16 protein-coding genes are annotated in these 19,301 nt (G+C 66.4%); 9 read left to right on the forward strand and 7 right to left on the reverse strand.

Annotated features, from left to right (window positions below):
* Positions 1-5: 5 nt before the first annotated feature.
* Positions 6-620 (reverse strand): TetR/AcrR family transcriptional regulator, encoded by a 615-nt coding sequence (locus BM436_RS05490; protein ID WP_093554326.1) that lies wholly within the window; start codon positions 618-620, stop codon positions 6-8.
* Positions 621-753: 133 nt separating this feature from the next.
* On the opposite strand from BM436_RS05490, the gene BM436_RS05495 reads away from it, so the two are divergent.
* A complete protein-coding gene (locus tag BM436_RS05495) occupies positions 754-1,776 on the forward strand; it encodes an MBL fold metallo-hydrolase (RefSeq protein ID WP_371859623.1) in 1,023 nt (340 codons plus the stop codon).
* 163 nt (positions 1,777-1,939) lie between these two features.
* On the opposite strand, the gene BM436_RS05500 is transcribed toward BM436_RS05495, so the two are convergent.
* Together BM436_RS05500 and BM436_RS05505 are read right to left on the reverse strand one after the other, a co-directional pair.
* Positions 1,940-2,260: a hypothetical protein gene (locus BM436_RS05500; RefSeq protein WP_093554394.1), complete on the reverse strand. Its 321-nt coding sequence runs from the start codon at positions 2,258-2,260 to the stop codon at positions 1,940-1,942.
* A gap of 184 nt (positions 2,261-2,444) precedes the next feature.
* Entirely contained in the window at positions 2,445-4,985 is a 2,541-nt protein-coding gene (locus tag BM436_RS05505) for a TonB-dependent receptor (protein ID WP_229489109.1), read from the reverse strand.
* A 209-nt stretch (positions 4,986-5,194) separates the two neighbouring features.
* On the opposite strand from BM436_RS05505, the gene BM436_RS05510 reads away from it, so the two are divergent.
* The 5 genes from BM436_RS05510 (at position 5,195) to BM436_RS05530 (ending at position 11,716) form a co-directional block, all read left to right on the forward strand.
* Entirely contained in the window at positions 5,195-6,193 is a 999-nt protein-coding gene (locus BM436_RS05510) for a LacI family DNA-binding transcriptional regulator (protein WP_093554332.1), read from the forward strand.
* A gap of 151 nt (positions 6,194-6,344) precedes the next feature.
* Positions 6,345-8,672 (forward strand): glycoside hydrolase family 65 protein, encoded by a 2,328-nt coding sequence (locus BM436_RS05515; RefSeq protein ID WP_229489111.1) that lies wholly within the window; start codon positions 6,345-6,347, stop codon positions 8,670-8,672.
* Positions 8,669-9,316 (forward strand): beta-phosphoglucomutase, encoded by a 648-nt coding sequence (pgmB, locus tag BM436_RS05520; RefSeq protein ID WP_093554334.1) that lies wholly within the window; start codon positions 8,669-8,671, stop codon positions 9,314-9,316. Before BM436_RS05515 ends, pgmB begins: the two co-directional genes overlap by 4 nt.
* 111 nt (positions 9,317-9,427) lie before the next feature.
* Positions 9,428-10,699 (forward strand): MFS transporter, encoded by a 1,272-nt coding sequence (locus BM436_RS05525; protein ID WP_093554336.1) that lies wholly within the window; start codon positions 9,428-9,430, stop codon positions 10,697-10,699.
* A gap of 6 nt (positions 10,700-10,705) precedes the next feature.
* Complete coding sequence (locus BM436_RS05530) at positions 10,706-11,716, forward strand: substrate-binding domain-containing protein (protein ID WP_093554338.1); 1,011 nt, start codon at positions 10,706-10,708, stop codon at positions 11,714-11,716.
* A gap of 20 nt (positions 11,717-11,736) precedes the next feature.
* On the opposite strand, the gene BM436_RS35965 is transcribed toward BM436_RS05530, so the two are convergent.
* Together BM436_RS35965 and BM436_RS05535 are read right to left on the reverse strand one after the other, a co-directional pair.
* Positions 11,737-11,940, reverse strand: coding sequence for a hypothetical protein (locus BM436_RS35965; protein WP_143132978.1), 204 nt, complete (start codon positions 11,938-11,940; stop codon positions 11,737-11,739).
* Between the two features lie 57 nt (positions 11,941-11,997).
* Complete coding sequence (locus BM436_RS05535) at positions 11,998-12,897, reverse strand: LysR family transcriptional regulator (RefSeq protein ID WP_093554340.1); 900 nt, start codon at positions 12,895-12,897, stop codon at positions 11,998-12,000.
* 88 nt (positions 12,898-12,985) lie between these two features.
* Between BM436_RS05535 and BM436_RS05540 the strand changes: the two genes are divergently transcribed.
* From BM436_RS05540 to leuD, 3 genes are read left to right on the forward strand one after another with little or no spacing between them, the layout of a single operon-like run.
* Positions 12,986-13,864, forward strand: coding sequence for an alpha/beta fold hydrolase (locus tag BM436_RS05540; protein ID WP_093554342.1), 879 nt, complete (start codon positions 12,986-12,988; stop codon positions 13,862-13,864).
* Positions 13,865-13,874: 10 nt separating this feature from the next.
* Positions 13,875-15,305 carry a 3-isopropylmalate dehydratase large subunit gene (leuC, locus tag BM436_RS05545; protein WP_093554344.1) on the forward strand — a complete coding sequence of 477 codons (1,431 nt, stop codon included), beginning with the start codon at positions 13,875-13,877 and terminating at the stop codon, positions 15,303-15,305.
* The gene (leuD, locus tag BM436_RS05550) at positions 15,298-15,897 is read left to right on the forward strand and encodes a 3-isopropylmalate dehydratase small subunit (protein WP_093554346.1); all 600 of its coding nucleotides are present in this window, start codon (positions 15,298-15,300) and stop codon (positions 15,895-15,897) included. Before leuC ends, leuD begins: the two co-directional genes overlap by 8 nt.
* Here the strand turns inward: leuD and BM436_RS05555 are convergent.
* On the reverse strand, positions 15,894-17,405 hold the full coding sequence (locus tag BM436_RS05555; RefSeq protein WP_177306963.1) for an alkaline phosphatase D family protein: 1,512 nt from the start codon (positions 17,403-17,405) through the stop codon (positions 15,894-15,896). The two genes, leuD and BM436_RS05555, sit on opposite strands and share 4 nt — an antisense overlap.
* 136 nt (positions 17,406-17,541) lie before the next feature.
* The coding region (locus tag BM436_RS05560; RefSeq protein WP_229489114.1) for a methylmalonyl-CoA mutase family protein at positions 17,542-19,301 on the reverse strand (1,760 nt) is incomplete at its 5' end.

Genomic DNA, 19,301 nt, shown 5'->3' on the forward strand with positions numbered 1-19,301 from the left:
TCAGTTCACACCGCGTAGTAGGCCAGGAACATCTCCACCGCCGCCGTCACGACGGCGGTTTCCGCCGCCGCGTCCAGCGGCGGCTGGCCCATGGCCACCTGCGGCCAGAACGCGAACATCTTCAACTGTCCCTGCAGCAAGTGCGACGCGAAGGCCGGATCCAGCGGCTTGAGCTTGCCGTCCTCCAGCGCCGCGCGTATCCAGGCGGTCACACCTTCCTCCTTGTCGGCCAGCCTGGCGATCATTTCCCGCGCCCGCTCCGGCCGGTGTATGCCCTCGGCGATGGCCACGCGCGCCAGGTCCAGGAAGTAATTGTCGCGAAGCAAAGCCATCTTTTGCCCCATCAAATCCATCAGTTGTGTGCGCAAGCTAACGCCGGGATGGTAGCGAAACGCTTGTAACGCGGCGCTACTGGCCCAAAGTTCATTGAGAATGTGGGCGAACAGGTCGTCCTTGCTGGGAAAGTGGTTGTAGACCGTGCGTTTCGACACGCCGGCGGCGGCGGCGATCTTGTCCATGCTGGTGGCGTCGAAGCCATGGGCGCGGAATTCGGCCAGGGCCGCCTCTACGATGGCCTGGCGCTTGCGGTCCGTCAGGCGCTGTGGGTGGGTGGTGTCCATGCGAGTATTTTACACTGGATGGTTTACTTTTCCAAAAAAGGAAACTACACTGTGCAGTATACTTTTTGTGGGAGTTCTGATGAAATCCGCCAGGCGCCTGACCTTGATCTCGATACTGGGAGTGTTGTTGACCATGACTTATTGCACCTTATCCGCCAAAGACATCGCCTACGCCTCGCCGCAGCGGGCCGAGGGCCGTTTCCGAAATGACAAGACCATGCACAAGATGGGCGTGATGGGCACCTTGCGCGTGATATGGCAGATGGCGTTCGCGAAACCGGCCGACACGGTGCCCGCCAAACCGATACCGGTGCACGCCCTGACGGCCGCGCAACTGGAGGCCGCGCCCGACAACAGCGTGTTCCGCCTGGGCCACTCGACGATGCTGCTGAAGCTGGACGGCGGCTACTGGCTGACCGACCCCGTGTTTTCCGAGCGCGCCTCGCCGCTGCAATGGCTGGGGCCGGCGCGTTTCCACCAGCCGCCGATCGGCATCGAGGACTTGCCGCCGATCAAGGGCGTGATCCTGTCGCACGACCATTACGACCACCTGGACCACGCCGCCGTGCTGGCGCTGGCCGGCAAGACCGAGGTCTTCATCGCGCCGCTGGGCGTGGGGGACACGCTGGTGAAGTGGGGCGTGCCGGCGGACAAGGTCAAGCAGCTGGACTGGTGGAAATCGGCGTCCGTGGGCGGCGTGCGGCTGACGGCCACCCCGGCCCAGCACTTTTCCGGCCGCGGCCTGCTGGACGCCAACAAGACGCTGTGGGCGTCGTGGGTGATACAGGCCGGCGGCCAGCGCATCTTCTTCAGCGGCGACACCGGCTATTTCAAGGGCTTCAAGGAAATCGGCGACAAGTTCGGGCCTTTCGACCTGACCATGATCGAAACCGGCGCCTACGATCCGCAATGGCCGGACGTGCACATGCAGCCGGAGGAAACCATGCAGGCGCACATCGACCTGCGCGGCAAGCTGCTGATGCCGATCCACAACGGCACCTTCGACCTGGCGCTGCACGCGTGGAACGAGCCGTTCGAGCGCATCACCGCGCTGGCCGCCGAGCGCGGGCAGACCCTGGCGACGCCGGAAATCGGACAGCGGCTGGATGTGCGGGAGGCGCCGCCGGCCAATCAATGGTGGCGCAAGGCTTTGTGATTAAGCGGGTCGCGGACGTCGCGAGTGCCTGGTTCGCGGTACGCGGGCCAGGTACCAGTTCGGCGGCGCGGATTCGGTACCTGGCTCGCTAAAGACGCGAACCAGGCACTCGCGGCGTTGGCGGTCCGCCGGCGGGAGCTCGCTCCGGCGGCTAGCCTTGCTTTCAGGCCACGATATTGATCAGCCGCCCCACCGTCTGCCCCTGGGCGTTCAGTTGCGGCGCGCGCGGCAGGATGTCGGGCGGCACCGGCGTGGCGATGGCCTGGTCCAGCCGCACCGTCGCGGGCGGCGCGGCGCTGGCGCTTTCGGCCTGCCGGGTTTGCTTCTGGCGGGTGCTCAGTTCCTCCTGGTCCTTGCTCAGTTGCTGCCTGCTGTCCTCCAGCCGGCTCGCGTCCTGGTCCACGCGCGTACGGTCCTGCTGAACCTTGCGTTCGGCAATCGCAACCGCGTTGCGCAGCGTGTCGACGGACGTCACGGAAACCACGGCGGGCACCCCTTCCCGTTGTCTTGCGCAACCGAAAGTCGTGGACGCGGTTACGCACAATCACTCAGCCTTAAGCGTAGGCCAAAACGGGCGCTCGTGCCAGCGCTTTTTGGCCAGTCGATAATGAAAAAAGGCAAGACCGGGGGAGCCGGCCTTGCCCAAAACCACAGGGGACTTGAATCGCTTAGAAGCGGTACAGCAGCGAGGCCTCGACCGCGCGGCCGAACAGCGGACGGGCGTTGATCGGACCGCTGCTGGCGCCGGTCAGACGGGAGTTGCCTTCCGTCAGGCCCAGTTCATTGCTGAGGTTGGTGCCGGCCAGGCGCACCTCGATCTTCTCGCCGATGGCGTACAGCGCGCCGGCGTCGATGGTGCGGTAGGACGGCAGGTATTGCGTGTTGGCCTGGTCCGCCCAGCGCGCGCCGATCGAGGTGTAGGTGGCGTACAGCTTCAGGGAGTTGTCGTCGCCCAGCGGGATCTTGTAGGTCGGCGTGAAGCGGAACTGCAGCTTGGGCTGGCGCTGCACGTCGTTGCCCGCCGTGGCCGGGTTGTCCTTGTACTCGGACTTCTGGTAATCGCCCGTCAGCGACAGCGTCAGGTTCTTCACCGGGCGCACGGCGATCTCGAATTCCAGGCCGGTGCCCTTGGAGCCGCTGACCGAGTTCAGGATGCTGCCGTTGGCCAGGATCTGCTGGAAGGCGATGCCGTCGAACTGGGTGTGGAAGGCGTTGATGTAGGCGCTGTACAGCGCGCCCACCGTCTTGAAGCCCACTTCGAACTGCTTGACGGTCGGCGTCGGGTTCTGGCTGCGGTCGTCGACATTGGCCTGCGTGCCCGCGTTGCGCAGGGTGTCGAAGGCGATGAAGGTGTGGCCGGAGTTGGCGCGCGCGAACACGCTGGAATCCTTGGTCAGCTTGTAGTTGCCGCCCACCGTGAACGAGGTCGCCGTGTCCTTGCGGCTCAGGGCCGTGTAGGCGCCGGACGGCATCGAGGTGCCGTTGTTGTACACCGTCAGCGGGTTGGCGTCGGTGTCGCCGGAGACCAGGTTGGAGACGCTGCCGCTGATCTTCTGGCGCTCGCGGCGCACGCCGGCGTCGACCTTGACGCGGTCGTTCACCTTCCACTCGTTGGACACGTAGAAGGCGGTGTTGCTGCCGTCATAGGAGGCGTTCGGCGCGAAGAATACCGGGCCCTCCTTGCCGTTGTTGGACACCACCACGCCGTTGTTCAGGCGCACGTTGATCAGGCTGGCGTTCGGCACGGCCGTCATCAGGTGGCTGCTGCCCAGGTACCACTCGTCCTCGGATGTGTAGTTGGCGAAGTAGGCGCCCACCGTCACGGTGTTGTTCTGGATCCATTCGCGGCTCACGCGCAACTCGTCGGTGAAGGACTTCAGCTTCTTCGCCACCGCCCACAGGCCGGCCTGCACCACTTGCGTGCTGTCCGGCACGGCGGCGCCGCCGGTGAGGTAGGTCGCCGCCGCCGAGGTGGCGGGGCGTCCGGCGGCCGCCAGCACGGCGGCGTCGCCGTTGGCCGAGGCAATGGCGGCGGCCTTGTAGGCGCCCATGGTCAGTGGGTTGTTGCCGGTGAACATGGCGATGGTGTTCATGTCGCCGTCGAAGCGGTTGAACTTGTTGGACACGTTCCAGCCGTTGATGGTCTGGTCGAACTCGGCGCCGAACACGGTCGCCTTCAGGCCGCGGCCGTCGCCCAGGTCGTAGTTCAGCGTCCGGCCTGGGCCGGCTTCGACGGTGAAGCGGCGCATCTCATTGCTCATCAAGGTGCCCTTGAGCGGGTCGAAGCCGGGGAAGGCGCTGATGCCGCGGCCCTCGTTGGCCGAGATCAGCGGCACGCCGGTGTAGAAGGCGTTCTTGTCGTCGGTACTGCGGGCGTAGACGGTCAGTTCGCCCTGGTCCAGCTTGCGGGTCAGGGTGGCGGTCAACTGGTGGCCGTCGTCGGATGGGAAGCCGGAATCGCGCACGCCGTGGGTGGTCCTGTAGAAGCCGCCTACGCTGCCGTACCAGCCTTCGCCGATCTTGGCGCCGTAGAACAGGTCGACGCGGCGCAGCTCGCCGGTGCCGGTAGTGAAGCGTATCGTGCCCTCCGGCGTGTCGGTGCCCTTTTTCAGGATGAAGTTCATGGTCGCGCCGGGCTGGCCGTCCGAGAAGATGGTGCTCGGGCCGCCGCGCAGCACTTCCACGCGTTCGATGGTGTCGTCCAGGCGGAAGGCGGACGAGCCCTCGAAGAAGGACAGGGTGGGCACGGGGTAGATCGGGTTGCCCTGCATTTGCACCGAGACGAAGGGCGAATCCGAGCCCGAGGGGAAGCCGCGCACCTCGATGTTGGCGCCGGACTGGCCGCCGGTGGCCTCGGCGTAGACGCCCGGCACCAGCTTCAGCACGTCGGCGGTGCTGCTGGGCGAGGCGGCTTTCAGCTGCTCCTCGTTGGCGGTGGTGATGGAGAAGGCGGAGTCCAGTTTGCGCACGCCGCGGGCGCCGGCCACGCCGGTCACGACCACGGTTTGCAGTTCGGCCGCCACGGAATCCTTGGCCGGGGTTGCCGCGGGGGCCGCCGCCGGGGTGGTGGCGGTTGCGGCGGCTTGCGCCTCGGCTTCGGCGGCCTGCGCTTGGCTCATCAACGTCAGCACGGCCAGCGTGACCGACGATAACAGGAATTTGTTCTGGCTTTTCATATGCTTGGCTTTCTTTTTTAATGGTGTGAGCATGTCGTCTCCCGGGCAGTGCGCCGACTCAGTGTAGTGGCTTTGGGCGCCTGTCCGCACTTTTCGCGGAGTCGCGTCTTGCGAAAGTGTTGCCATTAAAATCCCAAATGATATCGATGTCAATCGAAATGATATCGATGTCATTAAATTGTTGTGTCCACCCGAAAATCTGTCATAATGCGGCGCAGGGACTTGTTGAGAACATAAAACGCATGAAAAGTGGCATCCGCAACAGCGATTCGGGATTGACGATGGAGGACTTGGCCAAGCTGGCCGGCGTCTCCAAGATCACCGTGTCCCGGGCGTTGCGCGACAGTCCGCTGGTGACGCCGGAGACGCGCGAGAAGGTGCGCCAGATCGCCAGCGAGCAGGGCTACCGCCTGAACGTGAGCGCGCGCAACCTGCGCATGCGCCGCAGTTATTCGGTGGCGGTGGTGGTGGAAATGACGCCGGTGAAGGGCAGGCCCATGTCGGACCCGTACCCGCTGGAGCTGTTGGGCGGCATCACGCAGGAATTGACGACCGCAGGCTACAGCGTGGTGCTGACCTCCAAGCAGTTGCTGGACACGGCGCCGGTGCAGGGCGCGGACGGCATGATCCTGCTGGGCCAGGGTTCGCACGGCGAGGCGGTGCACGCGCTGCAGAAGACCGGGCTGCCGCTGGTGGTGTGGGGCGCGCCCGAGGCGGGCGGCGGCTACATCGTGGTCGGCAGCGACAACCGCGCCGGCGGTGTCAGCGCCGCGCAACGTTTCATCGACCTGGGCCGCCGCAAGCTGGTGTTCGTGGGCGACGTCGACCACGCCGAGGTGCAGGAGCGCTGCGCCGGCTTCATCGACACCATGGGCGGGCAGGGCACGGTGCACATCATCCGTCCCAGGGCGTTCACCTTCGAGGCCGGCTTCGACTGCATCTCGTCGCTGCTGAAAAAGAAGGGGCCGGTGTTCGACGGCGTGTTCGCCGCCAGCGATTCGCTGGCGATGGGCGCGATCCGGGCGCTGGCCGAGAAGGACATGCGGGTGCCGGAGGCGGTCTCCGTCATCGGCTACGACGACACGCCCAGCGCGGCCAGCTTCGTGCCGCCGCTGACCAGCGTGCACCAGTACCTGCGCGACGGCGGCGTGCTGCTGGCGAGGAAAATGCTGGCGCTGATCGACGGCGCGCCGGTGCAGTCGGAAATGCTGCCCACCACGTTGATGGTGAGGCAGACCTGAAACCCAGAAGCGCTCTCAGGGGACAGTCCCTTCGGGAGCGGAGCCCGCCCCACTGGGGCGGCCTCCCCCACGGGGTCTGACCCCAGCCTTTGCGGCTGGTTTTTTTAAAAACTTGTTTCAAACCGGTTTGGACATCCTAAAGGAATGCATCGTGCAATCTGACGCCATCAAACACACCTACCCCCTGGAACCGTGGTGCATACGCGAAACCTCGTTCGACACGGAATCGCACTTTCTCGACGAGACCCTGTTCGCGCTCGGCAACGGCTACATCGGCCTGCGCGGCACGCACGAGGAGGGCTACACGGGGCCCCGGGGCACGTCGCTCGATGGCACCTACCTGAACGGTTTTTACGAATCGGAGTCCATCCACTATCCGGAGGCCGCCTACGGCCTGGCCAAGACCAACCAGTTCATGCTCAACGTGCCGAACGCCAAGGGCATCGCGCTGTGGCTGGAGGACGAGCGCTTCGATCCGCTGCAGGGCACGCTGCACAGCTACGAGCGCGTGCTGGACTTCCGCACCGGCGTGCTGCGCCGCACGCTGCAATGGACCTCGCCGCGGGGCCGCAAGGTGGCGATCGAGAGCCGCCGGCTGGTCAGCTTCGCCGAGAAGCACCTGTTCGCCATCGAATACGAGGTCACGCCGCTGAACTTCTCGGGCCACATCAAGCTGGTGTCGTCCATCGACGGCGAGGTGAAGAACCAGGAGGCGGGCGACGATCCGCGCGTGGGTTCGGCCGTGTCCGGCCAGTCGCTGCGGCTGGTGGGCGTCGAGCAGTCGCCGCATTTCTCGGCGCTGATACAGCGCACCGCGAACAGCGGCTTCCTGCTGGTGAGCGCCGCGCAGACCGACTTGCGCGGCGTGGCCGAGGTGACGCAGTCGCGCGAGTTCCAGCGCATGGAGCAAATCTATTCGGTGGCGGTGATGCAGGGCGAGGCGGTGCGCCTGACCAAATACGGCTGCTACTACTCGTCGCGCGACTACGCCGAGGGCGAGCTGCTGTCGCGGGCGCAGGCCACGCTGGCCATCGCGGCGGCCAAGGGCTTCCGCGCGCTGGTGGTGGAGCAGGAGCAGTACCTGGCCGATTTCTGGAACCACGCGGATGTGGAGATCAGTGGCGACGACGCGCTGCAGCAGGGCATACGCTTCAACGAGTTCCACCTGCTGCAGTCGGTGGGGCGCGACGGCCGCACCAACATCTCCGCCAAGGGGGTGACGGGCGAGGGCTACGAGGGCCATTATTTCTGGGACACGGAGATCTACATCTTCCCCTTCTTCCTGTATTCGAAGCCGGAGATCGCCAAGAAGCTGCTGGAGTACCGCTACGCCGGCCTGCCGCTGGCGCGCGAGCGGGCGCGCCAGATGTCGCACGCCCAAGGGGCGCTGTATCCGTGGCGCACCATCGCCGGCGTGGAGTGCTCGGCCTATTACCCGGCCGGCACCGCGCAGTACCACATCAACGCCGACATCGCCTACAGCATCAAGCTGTACGTGGAGGCCACCGGCGACCAGGACTACCTGCTGGAATACGGCGCCGAGATCGTGATGGAGACGGCGCGCATCTGGATGGGCATCGGCGCCTACGACCGCCAGGGCCGCTACCGCATCAACGAGGTGACCGGGCCGGACGAGTACACGGCGCTGGTCAACAACAACTACTACACCAACGCGATGGCGCGCATGCACCTGGACTTCGCCGCCGCCATCGCCGAGCGCCTGGCGGCCGAGCGGCCGGCGGACTACCGGCGCATCGCCGCGCTGGTGCGACTGGACGAGAACGAGCCCGCGCAGTGGCGCCGCGCCGCCGCCCAGATGCTGCTGCCGTACGACGAGGCGCTGCGCATCCACGCGCAGGACGACAGCTTCCTCGACAAGAAAGTGTGGGATTTCGCCAACACGCCGCGGGAAAACTATCCGCTGCTGCTGAACTACCACCCGATGGTGATCTACCGCCACCAGGTGTGCAAGCAGGCCGACGTGGTGCTGGCGCTGCTGCTCCTGAGCGACCAGTTCACGCTGGAGGACAAGCGGCGCGACTTCGACTACTACGAGGCGGTCACCACGCACGACTCCTCGCTGTCGTCCTGCATTTTCAGCATCATCGCGGCGGAAGTGGGCTACCACGGCAAGGCCTACGACTACTTCATGGAAACCGCGCGCCTGGACCTGGACAACACGCACGGCAACACCCACTACGGCGTGCACACCGCCGCGATGGCGGGCACCTGGATGGGCGTGGCCTACGGCTTCGCCGGCATGCGCGTGGTGGACGGCAAGGTGCGCTTCGCGCCGGCGCTGCCCAAGCAATGGCAACACTACCAGTTCAAGATGCATCTGCATGGCGCTCTGCTGCAGGTGCGCGTCGATGGCGAACGCACCCAATACAGCCTGCTGCAAGGCGATGGCCTGGCGTTCGAACACCGCGGCCAGCGCGTGGAACTGACCATGGCCGCACCCGTGAAGGAACTGGCATGAGCACGAACCGATACAAGGCGGTCATCTTCGACCTCGATGGCGTGATCACCGACACCGCGCGCTACCACTACCTGGCGTGGAAGCGCCTGGCCGCGTCGCAGGGCGTGCATTTCGACGAGGCCTTCAACGAGCACCTGAAGGGCATCGACCGCATGGGTTCCCTGGACCTGATCCTGGCGTCCGCGCCGCGCGCCTACACGCCGGAGGAAAAGCTGGCGCTGGCCGACAGCAAGAACGCGCACTACGTGGAGCTGATCTCCACCATGTCGCCGGCCGACCTGCTGCCCGGCGCGGTGGAGGCGCTGGACGCCTGCCGCGCGGCGGGGCTGAAGGTGGGCCTGGCCTCGGTCAGCAAGAACGCCTTCGCGGTGCTGGACATGCTGGGCATCGCCGGCAAGTTCGACTACGTGGTGGACGCGGCCAGGATCGCCCGCGGCAAGCCGGACCCGGAAATCTTCCTGAAGGCCGCCTCCGAGCTGGGCGTGTCGCCGGCGGATTGCCTGGGCGTGGAGGACGCGGTGGCGGGCGTGGCCTCCATCAAGTCGGCCGGCATGACCGCGCTGGGCATCGGCGACCCGGCCGTGCTGGCCCAGGCCGACCGCGTGATTGCCGGGCTGGACCATTTTGCTTTGGCCGACTACTGAGCGTGGATCTACGGGAGCCAAAAGGTTCCGTAGGGCGGTGTCGCGCAGCGAGGCCGCCGGATGCGTGCGGTCCAGCGGCCCCAATACAATCATAAAAAACCGGAGACACCCATGAACAAGCAGCGCATCCTCTTCGCCCTGTTTTTGATTTACTTCGTTTTCGCGATCCTGCTCAACAGCGTGGGGACGGTGATCCTGCAAGTCATCGGCAACTACGGCGTGAGCAAGTCCGGCGCCAGCGTGCTGGAAGGCTTCAAGGACTTGCCGATCGCGGTCGTGTCCTTCCTGGTCGCGTCCTTCCTGCCGCGCATCGGCTACAAGAAGGCCATGCTGGCCGGGCTGGCGCTGGTCACCTTCGCCTGCATGGCCATGCCGCTGCTGCCAAGCTTCGCCACCACCAAGCTGCTGTTCCTGTGCGTGGGCGTGGCGTTCGCGCTGGTGAAGGTGTCGGTGTATTCCACCTTGGGCCTGCTGGCCGCGGACCGCAAGCAGCACGCCGGCATGATGAACACGCTGGAGGGCTTCTTCATGGTCGGGGTGCTCAGCGCCTACTGGGTGTTCGGCCACTTCATCGACTCCGCCGATCCCAAGTCGCAAAGCTGGCTGCAGGTGTATTGGGTGCTGGCGGCGCTGTGCGCGGTGACGTTCGCGCTGGTGCTCACCACCGAGTTCGACGAAAGCACCGCCGCGCCGCCGTCCGGGCGCGGCCTGGCGCAGGATTTCGCCGCCATGCTGCGCCTGTTCTTCAAGCCGCTGGTGTGCGTGTTCGTCATCACGGCCTTCCTGTATGTGCTGATCGAGCAGAGCGTGGGCACCTGGCTGCCCACCTTCAACAACGAAATCCTCAAGCTGCCGGCGGCCATGAGCGTGCAGGTGACCAGCATCTTCGCCGCCTGCCTGGCCGTGGGCCGTCTGTCGGCCGGCGTGCTGATGCGCAAGCTGAACTGGTATCCGGTGATGAACGCCTGCGTGCTGGGCATGGGCGCCATGGTGCTGCTGGCGCTGCCGCTGACGCACGACATCGCGCTCGATCCGGACGTCGGCTGGTCCACCGCGCCGGTGGCCGCCTTCCTGTTCCCGCTGATCGGCCTGTTCATGGCGCCGATCTACCCCGGCATCAATTCGGTGATGCTCAGCTCCTTGCCGAAGAACCAGCATTCCGCCATGACGGGGCTGCTGGTGATCTTCTCCGCGCTGGGCGGCACCACCGGTTCGCTGATCACGGGTTATGTGTTTGGCAACTTCAGCGGCCACTTCGCCTTCTACCTCACCCTGGTGCCGATCTCTATCGTGTTGATTATGTTGTATTTTTTCAAAAGGGAAGTGGATTCGGGGTCAAGTGGTATTGATAGCTCGGCTATAATCTCCGGTCAGCCCCGATAGACCCACATGAATCTGAAGAGCCTCGCCAATTTACTTGGCATGTCCAAAACCACGGTAAGCCGTGCTCTGAACGGTTATCCCGAAGTGAATGTTCGCACCCGCGAACGCGTCCTGGCCGCCGCGCGCGAAGCCGGGTACGAGGCCAATCCCATGGCGCGCAGCCTGGCGGTCGGCCGCACCAATGTGTACGGCATCATCTATCCATTGCTGCCGTCCGACCTGGGCGACGCCATGTTCCTCGACACCGTGGGCGGCATGACGGAGGCGCTGGAGGCCAGGAAGATGAACTTCATCATCGGCCCCGTCTCGGCCGGCAACGAGGTGGCCGCCTACGAGCAGATCGTGCGCGGGCGCCGCGTCGACGGGCTGGTGGTCAGCCGCACCCTGGTGCAGGACGAGCGCATCGCCTACCTGCTGAAGGCCGGCTTCCCCTTCGTCGCGCACGGCCGCACCGTGCTGCACACGCCCTACGCCTGGTTCGACTACGACAACGAGGCCGGCATCCGCATGGCGATGGAACACCTGCTCGGCCTGGGGCACCAGCGCATCGCGCTGCTCAGCGCCCCGCTGGAGATGAACTTCGCCTGCCAGCGGCACGCAAGCTTCCTGGCCTCGATGGCGGCGGCCGGACTCGCGTGCGATCCGCGCTACCTGGTCGCCAACACCATCGACCGGCGCAGCGGCTACCAGGCTATGCAGCAATTGCTGGCCTGTTCGCCGCGCCCCACCGCCGTCATCGTCGACAACCACCTGTCCGGCGTCGGCGCCATGCGCGCGCTGCTGGACGCGGGCCTGGAAATGGGCAAGGACATTTCCATCATCGTCTGGGGCAGCATGGCCGACACGCTGGCCGGCGTCGACGTCACGACGGTGGACCAGCCGGACCCGCGCGGGGCCGGCGCCAAGATGATAGAAATGCTGCTGGCGCTGGCCGGCGGCGCCCCGCCGGACATCCTGCAGGTGCTGTGGCAACCGGTGCTGATACCCGGATCGACCGTGGGCCGCTGCGCGCACTAGGGCCCGCGGCCGGGCGCGCCTCAGCCGCGCCGGCGGCGGGGCGGCGGGTCTTCGGGTGGCTCGGATTCCTGCGCCAGCGTGTGCGAAATGGCGAAGAAGTCGGAAAAGGTGCGGCGGCGGATTTCGTTTTGCAGCAGCTCGGTCAGTGCGATCGAGTCCAACAGACCGAGCTCCCTGGCGTCGTGGGCCAGTTCGTCCGGTAAAGAGACATGTATGGTTGTCATGGCTACCCTCCGTCGGACAAGCTTAGCGGACGCGGCGGGCGGCGTCTTGATCTGGGTTCACCACTCCGCGTGGTGCGCGAAGCGCTCGGCCAGGAAATCGATGAAGGCGCGCACCTTGGCCGACAGGTTCAAGCGCTCCGGATACACCGCGTAGATGTCGGCCCGCGGCAGGGTCCATTCCTCCAGCACCGCGCACAGCCGGCCCGAACGCAGGTAGGGCGCCGCGTCCCACTGCGACCGCATCAGGATGCCGTGCCCGGCCAGCGCCCACGCCACGGCGGTTTCGCCGTCGTTGGTGCTCAGCGTGCCGCGCACCTTCACCGTTTCCTGCCGCCGCCCATTGCCCAGCTGCCAGGCGCCGTACGCGGCGTAGTCCTCGCGGATGATGATGCAGTCGTGCCGCTGCAGGTCCTGCGGCGTGGCCGGCGCGCCGGCCCTGGCCAGGTACAGCGGCGACGCGCACAGCAGGCGGCGGTTGGCGGCGATGCGGCGCGCCGTCAGGCGCGTGTCCGGCAGCTCGCCGATGCGCACGCCCACGTCGAACGCCGCGTCGGCCAGGTTCAGCGGCCGGTCCGTCATCTGCAGCTGCACCTCCACTTCCGGGTACAGCCGGGAGAAATCGGACACCGCCGGCGCGATGTGGCGCCGCCCGAAGCCGATGGTGGCGTTCACCCGCAACAGCCCCTTGGGCGCGGCGCGGCTGCTCGCCACCTGCAGTTCCAGCTCCTCGATGTCGGCCAGGATGCGCGCGCCGTTGGTCAGATACAGCTCGCCCTCGTGCGTCACGCTCATGCGCCGGGTGCTGCGGTTCAGCAGCCGCACGCCCAGCCGCCGCTCCAGCGCGGCCAGCCGCTTGGTCACCACGGGCGGCGTCACGCCCAGTTCGCGCGCCACCGCCACCATGCTGCCCTCCTTCAGCAGCAGCGCGAAAAACGCCAGGTCCGACACCGCGTCCATTATTAATCCTCAAGAAAGAATGGATTTCATCCAGACGAATTATAAGCCAGCCGTTCCGCCCTACAATGCCTTCAACCCAGGAGGAATCATGTTTCCCAATTTCGTAAAGGGCAGGGCCGTCGTCGACGGCATGCCGGTCAATTATGTGAAAGGCGGCGGCGGCCCCGCGCTGCTGCTGTTGCACGGCCACCCGCAAACCCACGCCATCTGGCACAAGGTGGCCGCCGAACTGGCGCGCCACTTCACGGTGGTGGCCGCCGACCTGCGCGGCTACGGCGACAGCGGCAAGCCCCAGGGCCTGCCGGACCACAGCAATTATTCGAAGCGCGCTATGGCGGCCGACCAGCTGGGCCTGATGCGCCAGTTGGGCTTCGAGCGCTTCGCCGTGCTGGCGCACGACCGCGGCGCGCGCGTCGGCTACCGCATGGCGCTGGACCATCCAGAGGCCGTGACGCGGCTGGTGACGCTGGACATCGCCCCCACGCTGGCCATGTACGAGAAGACCACCATGGCCTTCGCCACCGCCTACTACCACTGGTTCTTCCTGATCCGTCCCGCGCCGTTCCCGGAGACGATGATCAACGCCCACCCCGGCGAATACCTGAGGCACACCATAGGCGGCCGCAGCGCCGGCCTGGCGCCGTTCACGCCCGAGGCATACGCCGAATACCTGCGCTGCATCGAGGATCCCGCCACCGTGCACGGCATCTGCGAGGACTACCGCGCCAGCGCGGGCATCGACCTGGAACACGAGCGCGCCGACATCGCCGCCGGCCGCAAGATCGACTGCCCGATGCTGGCCCTGTGGGGCGCGCAAGGCGCGGTCGGCAAGTGTTTCGACCCGCTGGCCGAATGGCAGGTGCTGGCGCGCGACGTGCGCGGCCTGGCGCTGGACTGCGGCCATTACATACCCGAGGAGGCGCCGCAAGCCCTGCTGGCGCAAGCCTTGCCCTTTTTATTGAATTGAGAGCCTGGACATGCCCCGCACCCTCTATCAAAAGCTGGTCGACTCGCACACCGTCGCGCGCATCGACGAGCAGCACGTGCTGCTGTACGCGGACCTGCACATCATGAACGAGTACACCAGCCCGCAAGCCTTCACCGGCCTGCGTGACCAGGGCCGCAAGGTGCTGCGGCCGGAGCGGCAGCTTGCCGTGGTGTCGCACATCATCCCCACCCATCCCGTCGACGTGGGCAAGCGCGTGATCCTGGACCCGCCGTCCGCGCTGCAGGCCACCAACCTGAAACGCAACTGCGAGAAGTTCGGCATCCGCCTGTTCGACACCAACGACGCCGCGCAGGGCATAGAGCACATCATCGCCCCCGAGAATGGCCTGATCCGCCCCGGCATGGTGGTGATGTGCGGCGACAGCCACACCACCACCTACGGCGCGCTGGGCGCGCTGGGCTTCGGCGTCGGCACCTCGGAGGTCGAACACATCCTGGCGACGCAGACGCTGGTCTACCGGCTGGCGCTGGACATGCGCATCCGCGTCGACGGCCCGCTGCCGCGCGGCACCTCGGTCAAGGACCTGATCCTGCTGATCATCGCGAGGATAGGGGCGCAGGGCGCGCGCGGCTACGCGGTGGAGTTCAGCGGCTCCACGCTGGCCGGCCTGTCCGCCGAGGCGCGCATGACCTTGTGCAATATGGCGGTGGAGGCGGGCGCGCGCGCCGCGCTGATACGGCCGGACGACGTCACCTTCGCCTATGTGGCGCCGCGCGCCGGCCTGTCCGGCGCCGAACTGGAGAGCGCGCTGGCCGACTGGCGCGCCCTGTATTCCGACGAAGGGGCGCTGTTCGATGTCGAACACGTTTTCGACGCGGGCGAGGTCGCGCCCTACGTCACCTGGGGCACCAGCCCGGACCAAGCCATGCCGGTGACCGGCCTGGTGCCCGATCCGCTCGCGGAGAGCGACCCGCACGGCCGGGACGCCATGTCGCGCGCGCTGGACTACATGGACCTCGCGCCGGCCACGCCCATCGTCGGCGTGCGCGTCGACCGCGTGTTCATCGGCTCCTGCACCAACGGGCGCATCGAGGACCTGCGGCTGGCGGCGGACATCGTCCGCGGCCGCAAGGTGGCGCCGGCGGTGCGCGCGATGGTGGTGCCCGGATCCGGCGCCGTGCGCCGCCAGGCCGAGGCGGAGGGCCTGGCGCAAGTGTTCATCGACGCCGGCTTCGAATGGCGCCAGCCCGGCTGCTCGATGTGCCTGGCGATGAACGACGACGTGCTGGAACCCGGCGAGCGCTGCGCCTCCACCACCAACCGCAACTTCGAGGGGCGCCAGGGCAGGGGCGGCCGCACCCACCTGATGAGCCCCGCGATGGCCGCCGCCGCCGCCGTCGCCGGCCACATCACCGACGTGCGCCATCTCGGCGCCCATTTTGGAGAACCGCATGCGTGAGAACACCATCATCGAAGGCATCGCCGCGCCGCTGCCGATCGCCAACCTCGACACCGACCAGATCATGCCCAAGCAGTTCCTGCGCATCATCACGAAAGAGGGACTGGACAAGGGCGTGCTGTACGACCTGCGCTTCGACGCGGCCGGCGCGCCGCGCCCGGAGTTCGTGCTGAACCAGCCGGCCTACCGGGGCGCCAGCATGCTGCTGGCCGGCCCCAACTTCGGCTGCGGCTCCAGCCGCGAGCACGCGGTGTGGGGCTTGCAGCAGCTGGGCATCGAAGTGGTGATCGCGCCCAGCTACGGCGAGATCTTCTTCGGCAATGCGCTCAACAACCGGCTGCTGCTGATCGTGCTGGCGCAGGAACGGATCGACGCGCTGGCGGCGCAGGCGCCATCCCGGTTGACCATCGATCTCGACGCGATGCTGGTGCGCGGCGCGGGCGGCCAGGCTTTTCCCTTCACGCTGGGCGAACGCCACAAGCGCATGATCACGCGGGGCCTGGACATGGTGGGCGCGACAATGCAGCAGTTGCCGGACATCGAGGCGTTCGAGCGGCGCCACTTCGCGCGCCATCCCTGGGCCCGCGTCTAGCCCTTGCCGACCGCGTGGATGGTCTTGGTGTAGGGTTCGTCCATGCCCTCCACCCACCAGTTGGCCCAAATGCGGTTCTTCTGCGGGTTCTCCGGCGACTCGCCCGGCAGATCCGGCTCCAGGCTGAGGTAATTACGCGCGCCGATATAGCGGTGCGAGGTGCCGGGGAAGGGATACATGGTGGCGGTGATGTCGCGGTCGACCGGCTCCACCCGGTCGCCCACGTGCTCCAGGTAGAACAGCGCCATCGCCGGCGGCGCGGGATGCACGATGCCGGACGAGGTGAGCTGGTTGATCACGCCGGCGTTTTGCGGCACGTCCTTGCGGTCCGACTCGATGACGCCCAGCGCGCCCACGTGCACATCGCCGGACAGCAGCGTCACGCGGCACTCCTTCCTGGCCGACCACTCCAGCAGCCGGTGGATCAGGCGCAGGCGTTCCTTGCGGTGCGAATGGCTCAGCCAATGGTCCTGCAGGTCGTCCTCCAGCTCCTGCCGGCCGGGAATGGCGCACAGCAGCGTCTCCAGCGTGGAGAAGTCCGGGTGCACCACGGGGATGCTGGACATGACCAGCATGTGCTTGCAGTGCTGTTGCCGTTCCAGCCACGCGTAGGCCGCCTCCCAGGCGGCCGCTCCCATCACCATTTTCGGCGTGCGTTCGCTGCGCAGGTCCAGCGCGAGGATGCCGTATTCGCCCACGCGCAGGCCGTAGCTGTGGCCCGGCTGGCCGGGCAGGGTCAAGGCGCACGGCGCGTCGGTGGATGAATGCAGCTGGAACAGCTCGAAATACCGTTTGGCGATGGCGTGGATGCCCTTGAACACCGGGCTGTCCTGCTGCGCGTCCGCATAGGAGCCCCAGCCGTCGAAGATGTCGTGGTCGTCCCACATCATCGCGGTCGGCACGCTGGCCAGCATGGCCGCCACGGCGGGCTCGGACCAGCGCGACAGGTAGTTGGTGAAGAAGAAGCTCTCCACTTCGGCGCCCATGTCCGGCGTGAAGGGCGCCAGGTTGCGCTCGTCGTAGGACAGCCTGCCCCATTCCTTCAGCGTGGGCAGTTTCTCCCACATGGCGTCGCTGTAGATCTGGTCGCCCCCCATCAGCAACAGGTTGTAGGGGCGCTGGCGGTGGCGCTCGGCCATGCGCGACCACATGGCGTTGAGATCCTTGATCTTCTTGACCACCTTGGGATCGGAGTAGCCGTTGCAGGAGGTGTAGGCGCAGGTGGGCGCGCCGCCGGTCGGCGGCACGATCAGGCTGAATGCGCGGGCGCCGACCCGGTAGGTGATTTCCCGCTGGGCGTCGGTCTGCGGAATGTGGATGGCGTAACTGCGGATGTCGTAATCCACGCCATCCTCGGTGCGGCTGCCGAGCGGGGTGAAGTGCACCGGGCTGTCGAGACAGGACACATCCGGGAAGCTCGCGACGGGATGCGCCAGCAAGATGCTGACCACCCACGCGTCCTCCACCACACCCCGAAACTTCAGAACAGGCCCCAGCATCGTCGTCATCGCCATCCCCGGAAAATTAGTGGCTGCGGAATCGCAGCAGCGATATGGTACACACTATTTTCTAATTGACAACAAAATGAAGCGATTATTCCAGGGGTGGTGGTGGCGCCCCGGCGCTTGCCGCGGCGCCCGGGTATTACATATTGCGGCGGTACTGCCCGCCCACCTCGAACAGCGCGCTGGTGATCTGGCCCAGCGAGCAGACGCGCACGGCGTCCATCAGCCTGGCGAACACGTTGTCGTTGTCGATGGCGGCCTTTTGCAGGGCCGCGAGGGCCGCCGGGGCCCGCGCCGCGTGACGCGTGTGGAAGTCCTCCAGGCGCTTGAGCTGCGACTGCTTTTCATCGTCGGTCGAACGCGCCAGCTCGATCGGCGCCGGCACGCCGCTCGCCTTCGGGTTGCGGAAGGTGTTGACGCCGATGATGGGCAGGGTGCCGTCGTGCTTCTGGTGCTCGTACAGCATGGATTCCTCCTGGATCTTGCCGCGCTGGTAGCCGGTCTCCATCGCGCCCAGCACGCCGCCGCGCTCGGCGATGCGCTCGAACTCTTGCAGCACCGCCTCCTCCACCATGTCCGTCAGCTCCTCCATGATGAAGGAGCCTTGGTTCGGGTTCTCGTTCTTGGCCAGGCCCCATTCGCGGTTGATGATCAGCTGGATCGCCAGCGCCCGCCGCACCGATTCGTCGGTCGGCGTGGTGATGGCCTCGTCGTAGGCGTTGGTGTGCAGCGAGTTGCAGTTGTCGTAGATGGCGATCAGCGCCTGCAGCGTGGTGCGGATGTCGTTGAAGTCGATCTCCTGCGCATGCAGCGAGCGGCCCGAGGTCTGCACGTGGTATTTCAGTTTCTGCGAGCGGTCGTTGGCGCCGTACTTGTCGCGCATGGCCACCGCCCAGATGCGGCGCGCCACGCGGCCCAGCACCGTGTATTCAGGATCCATGCCGTTCGAGAAGAAGAACGACAGGTTGGGCGCGAAGTCGTCGATGTGCATGCCGCGCGCCAGGTAGGCCTCCACGAAGGTGAAGCCGTTCGACAAGGTGAACGCCAGCTGCGAGATCGGATTCGCGCCCGCCTCGGCGATGTGGTAGCCGGAGATGGACACGGAGTAGAAGTTGCGCACCTGGTGGTGCACGAAGTATTCCTGGATGTCGCCCATCACCTTCAGCGAGAACTCGGTGGAGAAGATGCAGGTGTTCTGGCCCTGGTCCTCCTTCAGGATGTCGGCCTGCACGGTGCCGCGCACGTTCATCAGCACCCAGTCCTTGATCTTGGCCGCCTCGTCGTCGGTGGGCTGGCGCTTGTTCTCCTCGACGAACTTGTCGATTTGCTGGTCGATGGCGGTGTTCATGAACATGGCCAGGATGGTCGGCGCCGGGCCGTTGATGGTCATCGACACCGAGGTGCTCGGGCTGCACAGGTTGAAGCCGTCGTACAGCACCTTCATGTCGTCCAGCGTGGCGATGGACACGCCCGAGTTGCCGACCTTGCCGTAGATGTCCGGACGGATGGCGGGATCGGCGCCGTACAAGGTCACCGAGTCGAAGGCGGTGGACAGGCGCTTGGCGTCCATGCCCGTGGAGACCAGCTTGAAGCGGCGGTTGGTGCGGAAGGCGTCGCCCTCGCCGGCGAACATGCGGGTCGGGTCCTCGCCCTCGCGCTTGAAGGCGAACACGCCGGCCGTGAACGGGAAGGAGCCGGGCACGTTCTCGGACATCAGGAAGCGCAGCACCTCGCCGTCGTCCTCGTAGCGCGGCAGCGCCACCTTGCGCACCCTGGTGCCGGACAGCGTGTGCGAGACCAGCCGGGTGCGCAGCTCCTTGTCGCGGATTTTCACCACGTAGTCGTCGCCGGCGTAGGCGGCCTGCATGTCCGGCCATTGCGCCAGCAGTTTTTTCGCGC

It is taken from the genome of Pseudoduganella namucuonensis, from assembly GCF_900116645.1.
GTDB lineage: Bacteria > Pseudomonadota > Gammaproteobacteria > Burkholderiales > Burkholderiaceae_D > Rugamonas > Rugamonas namucuonensis.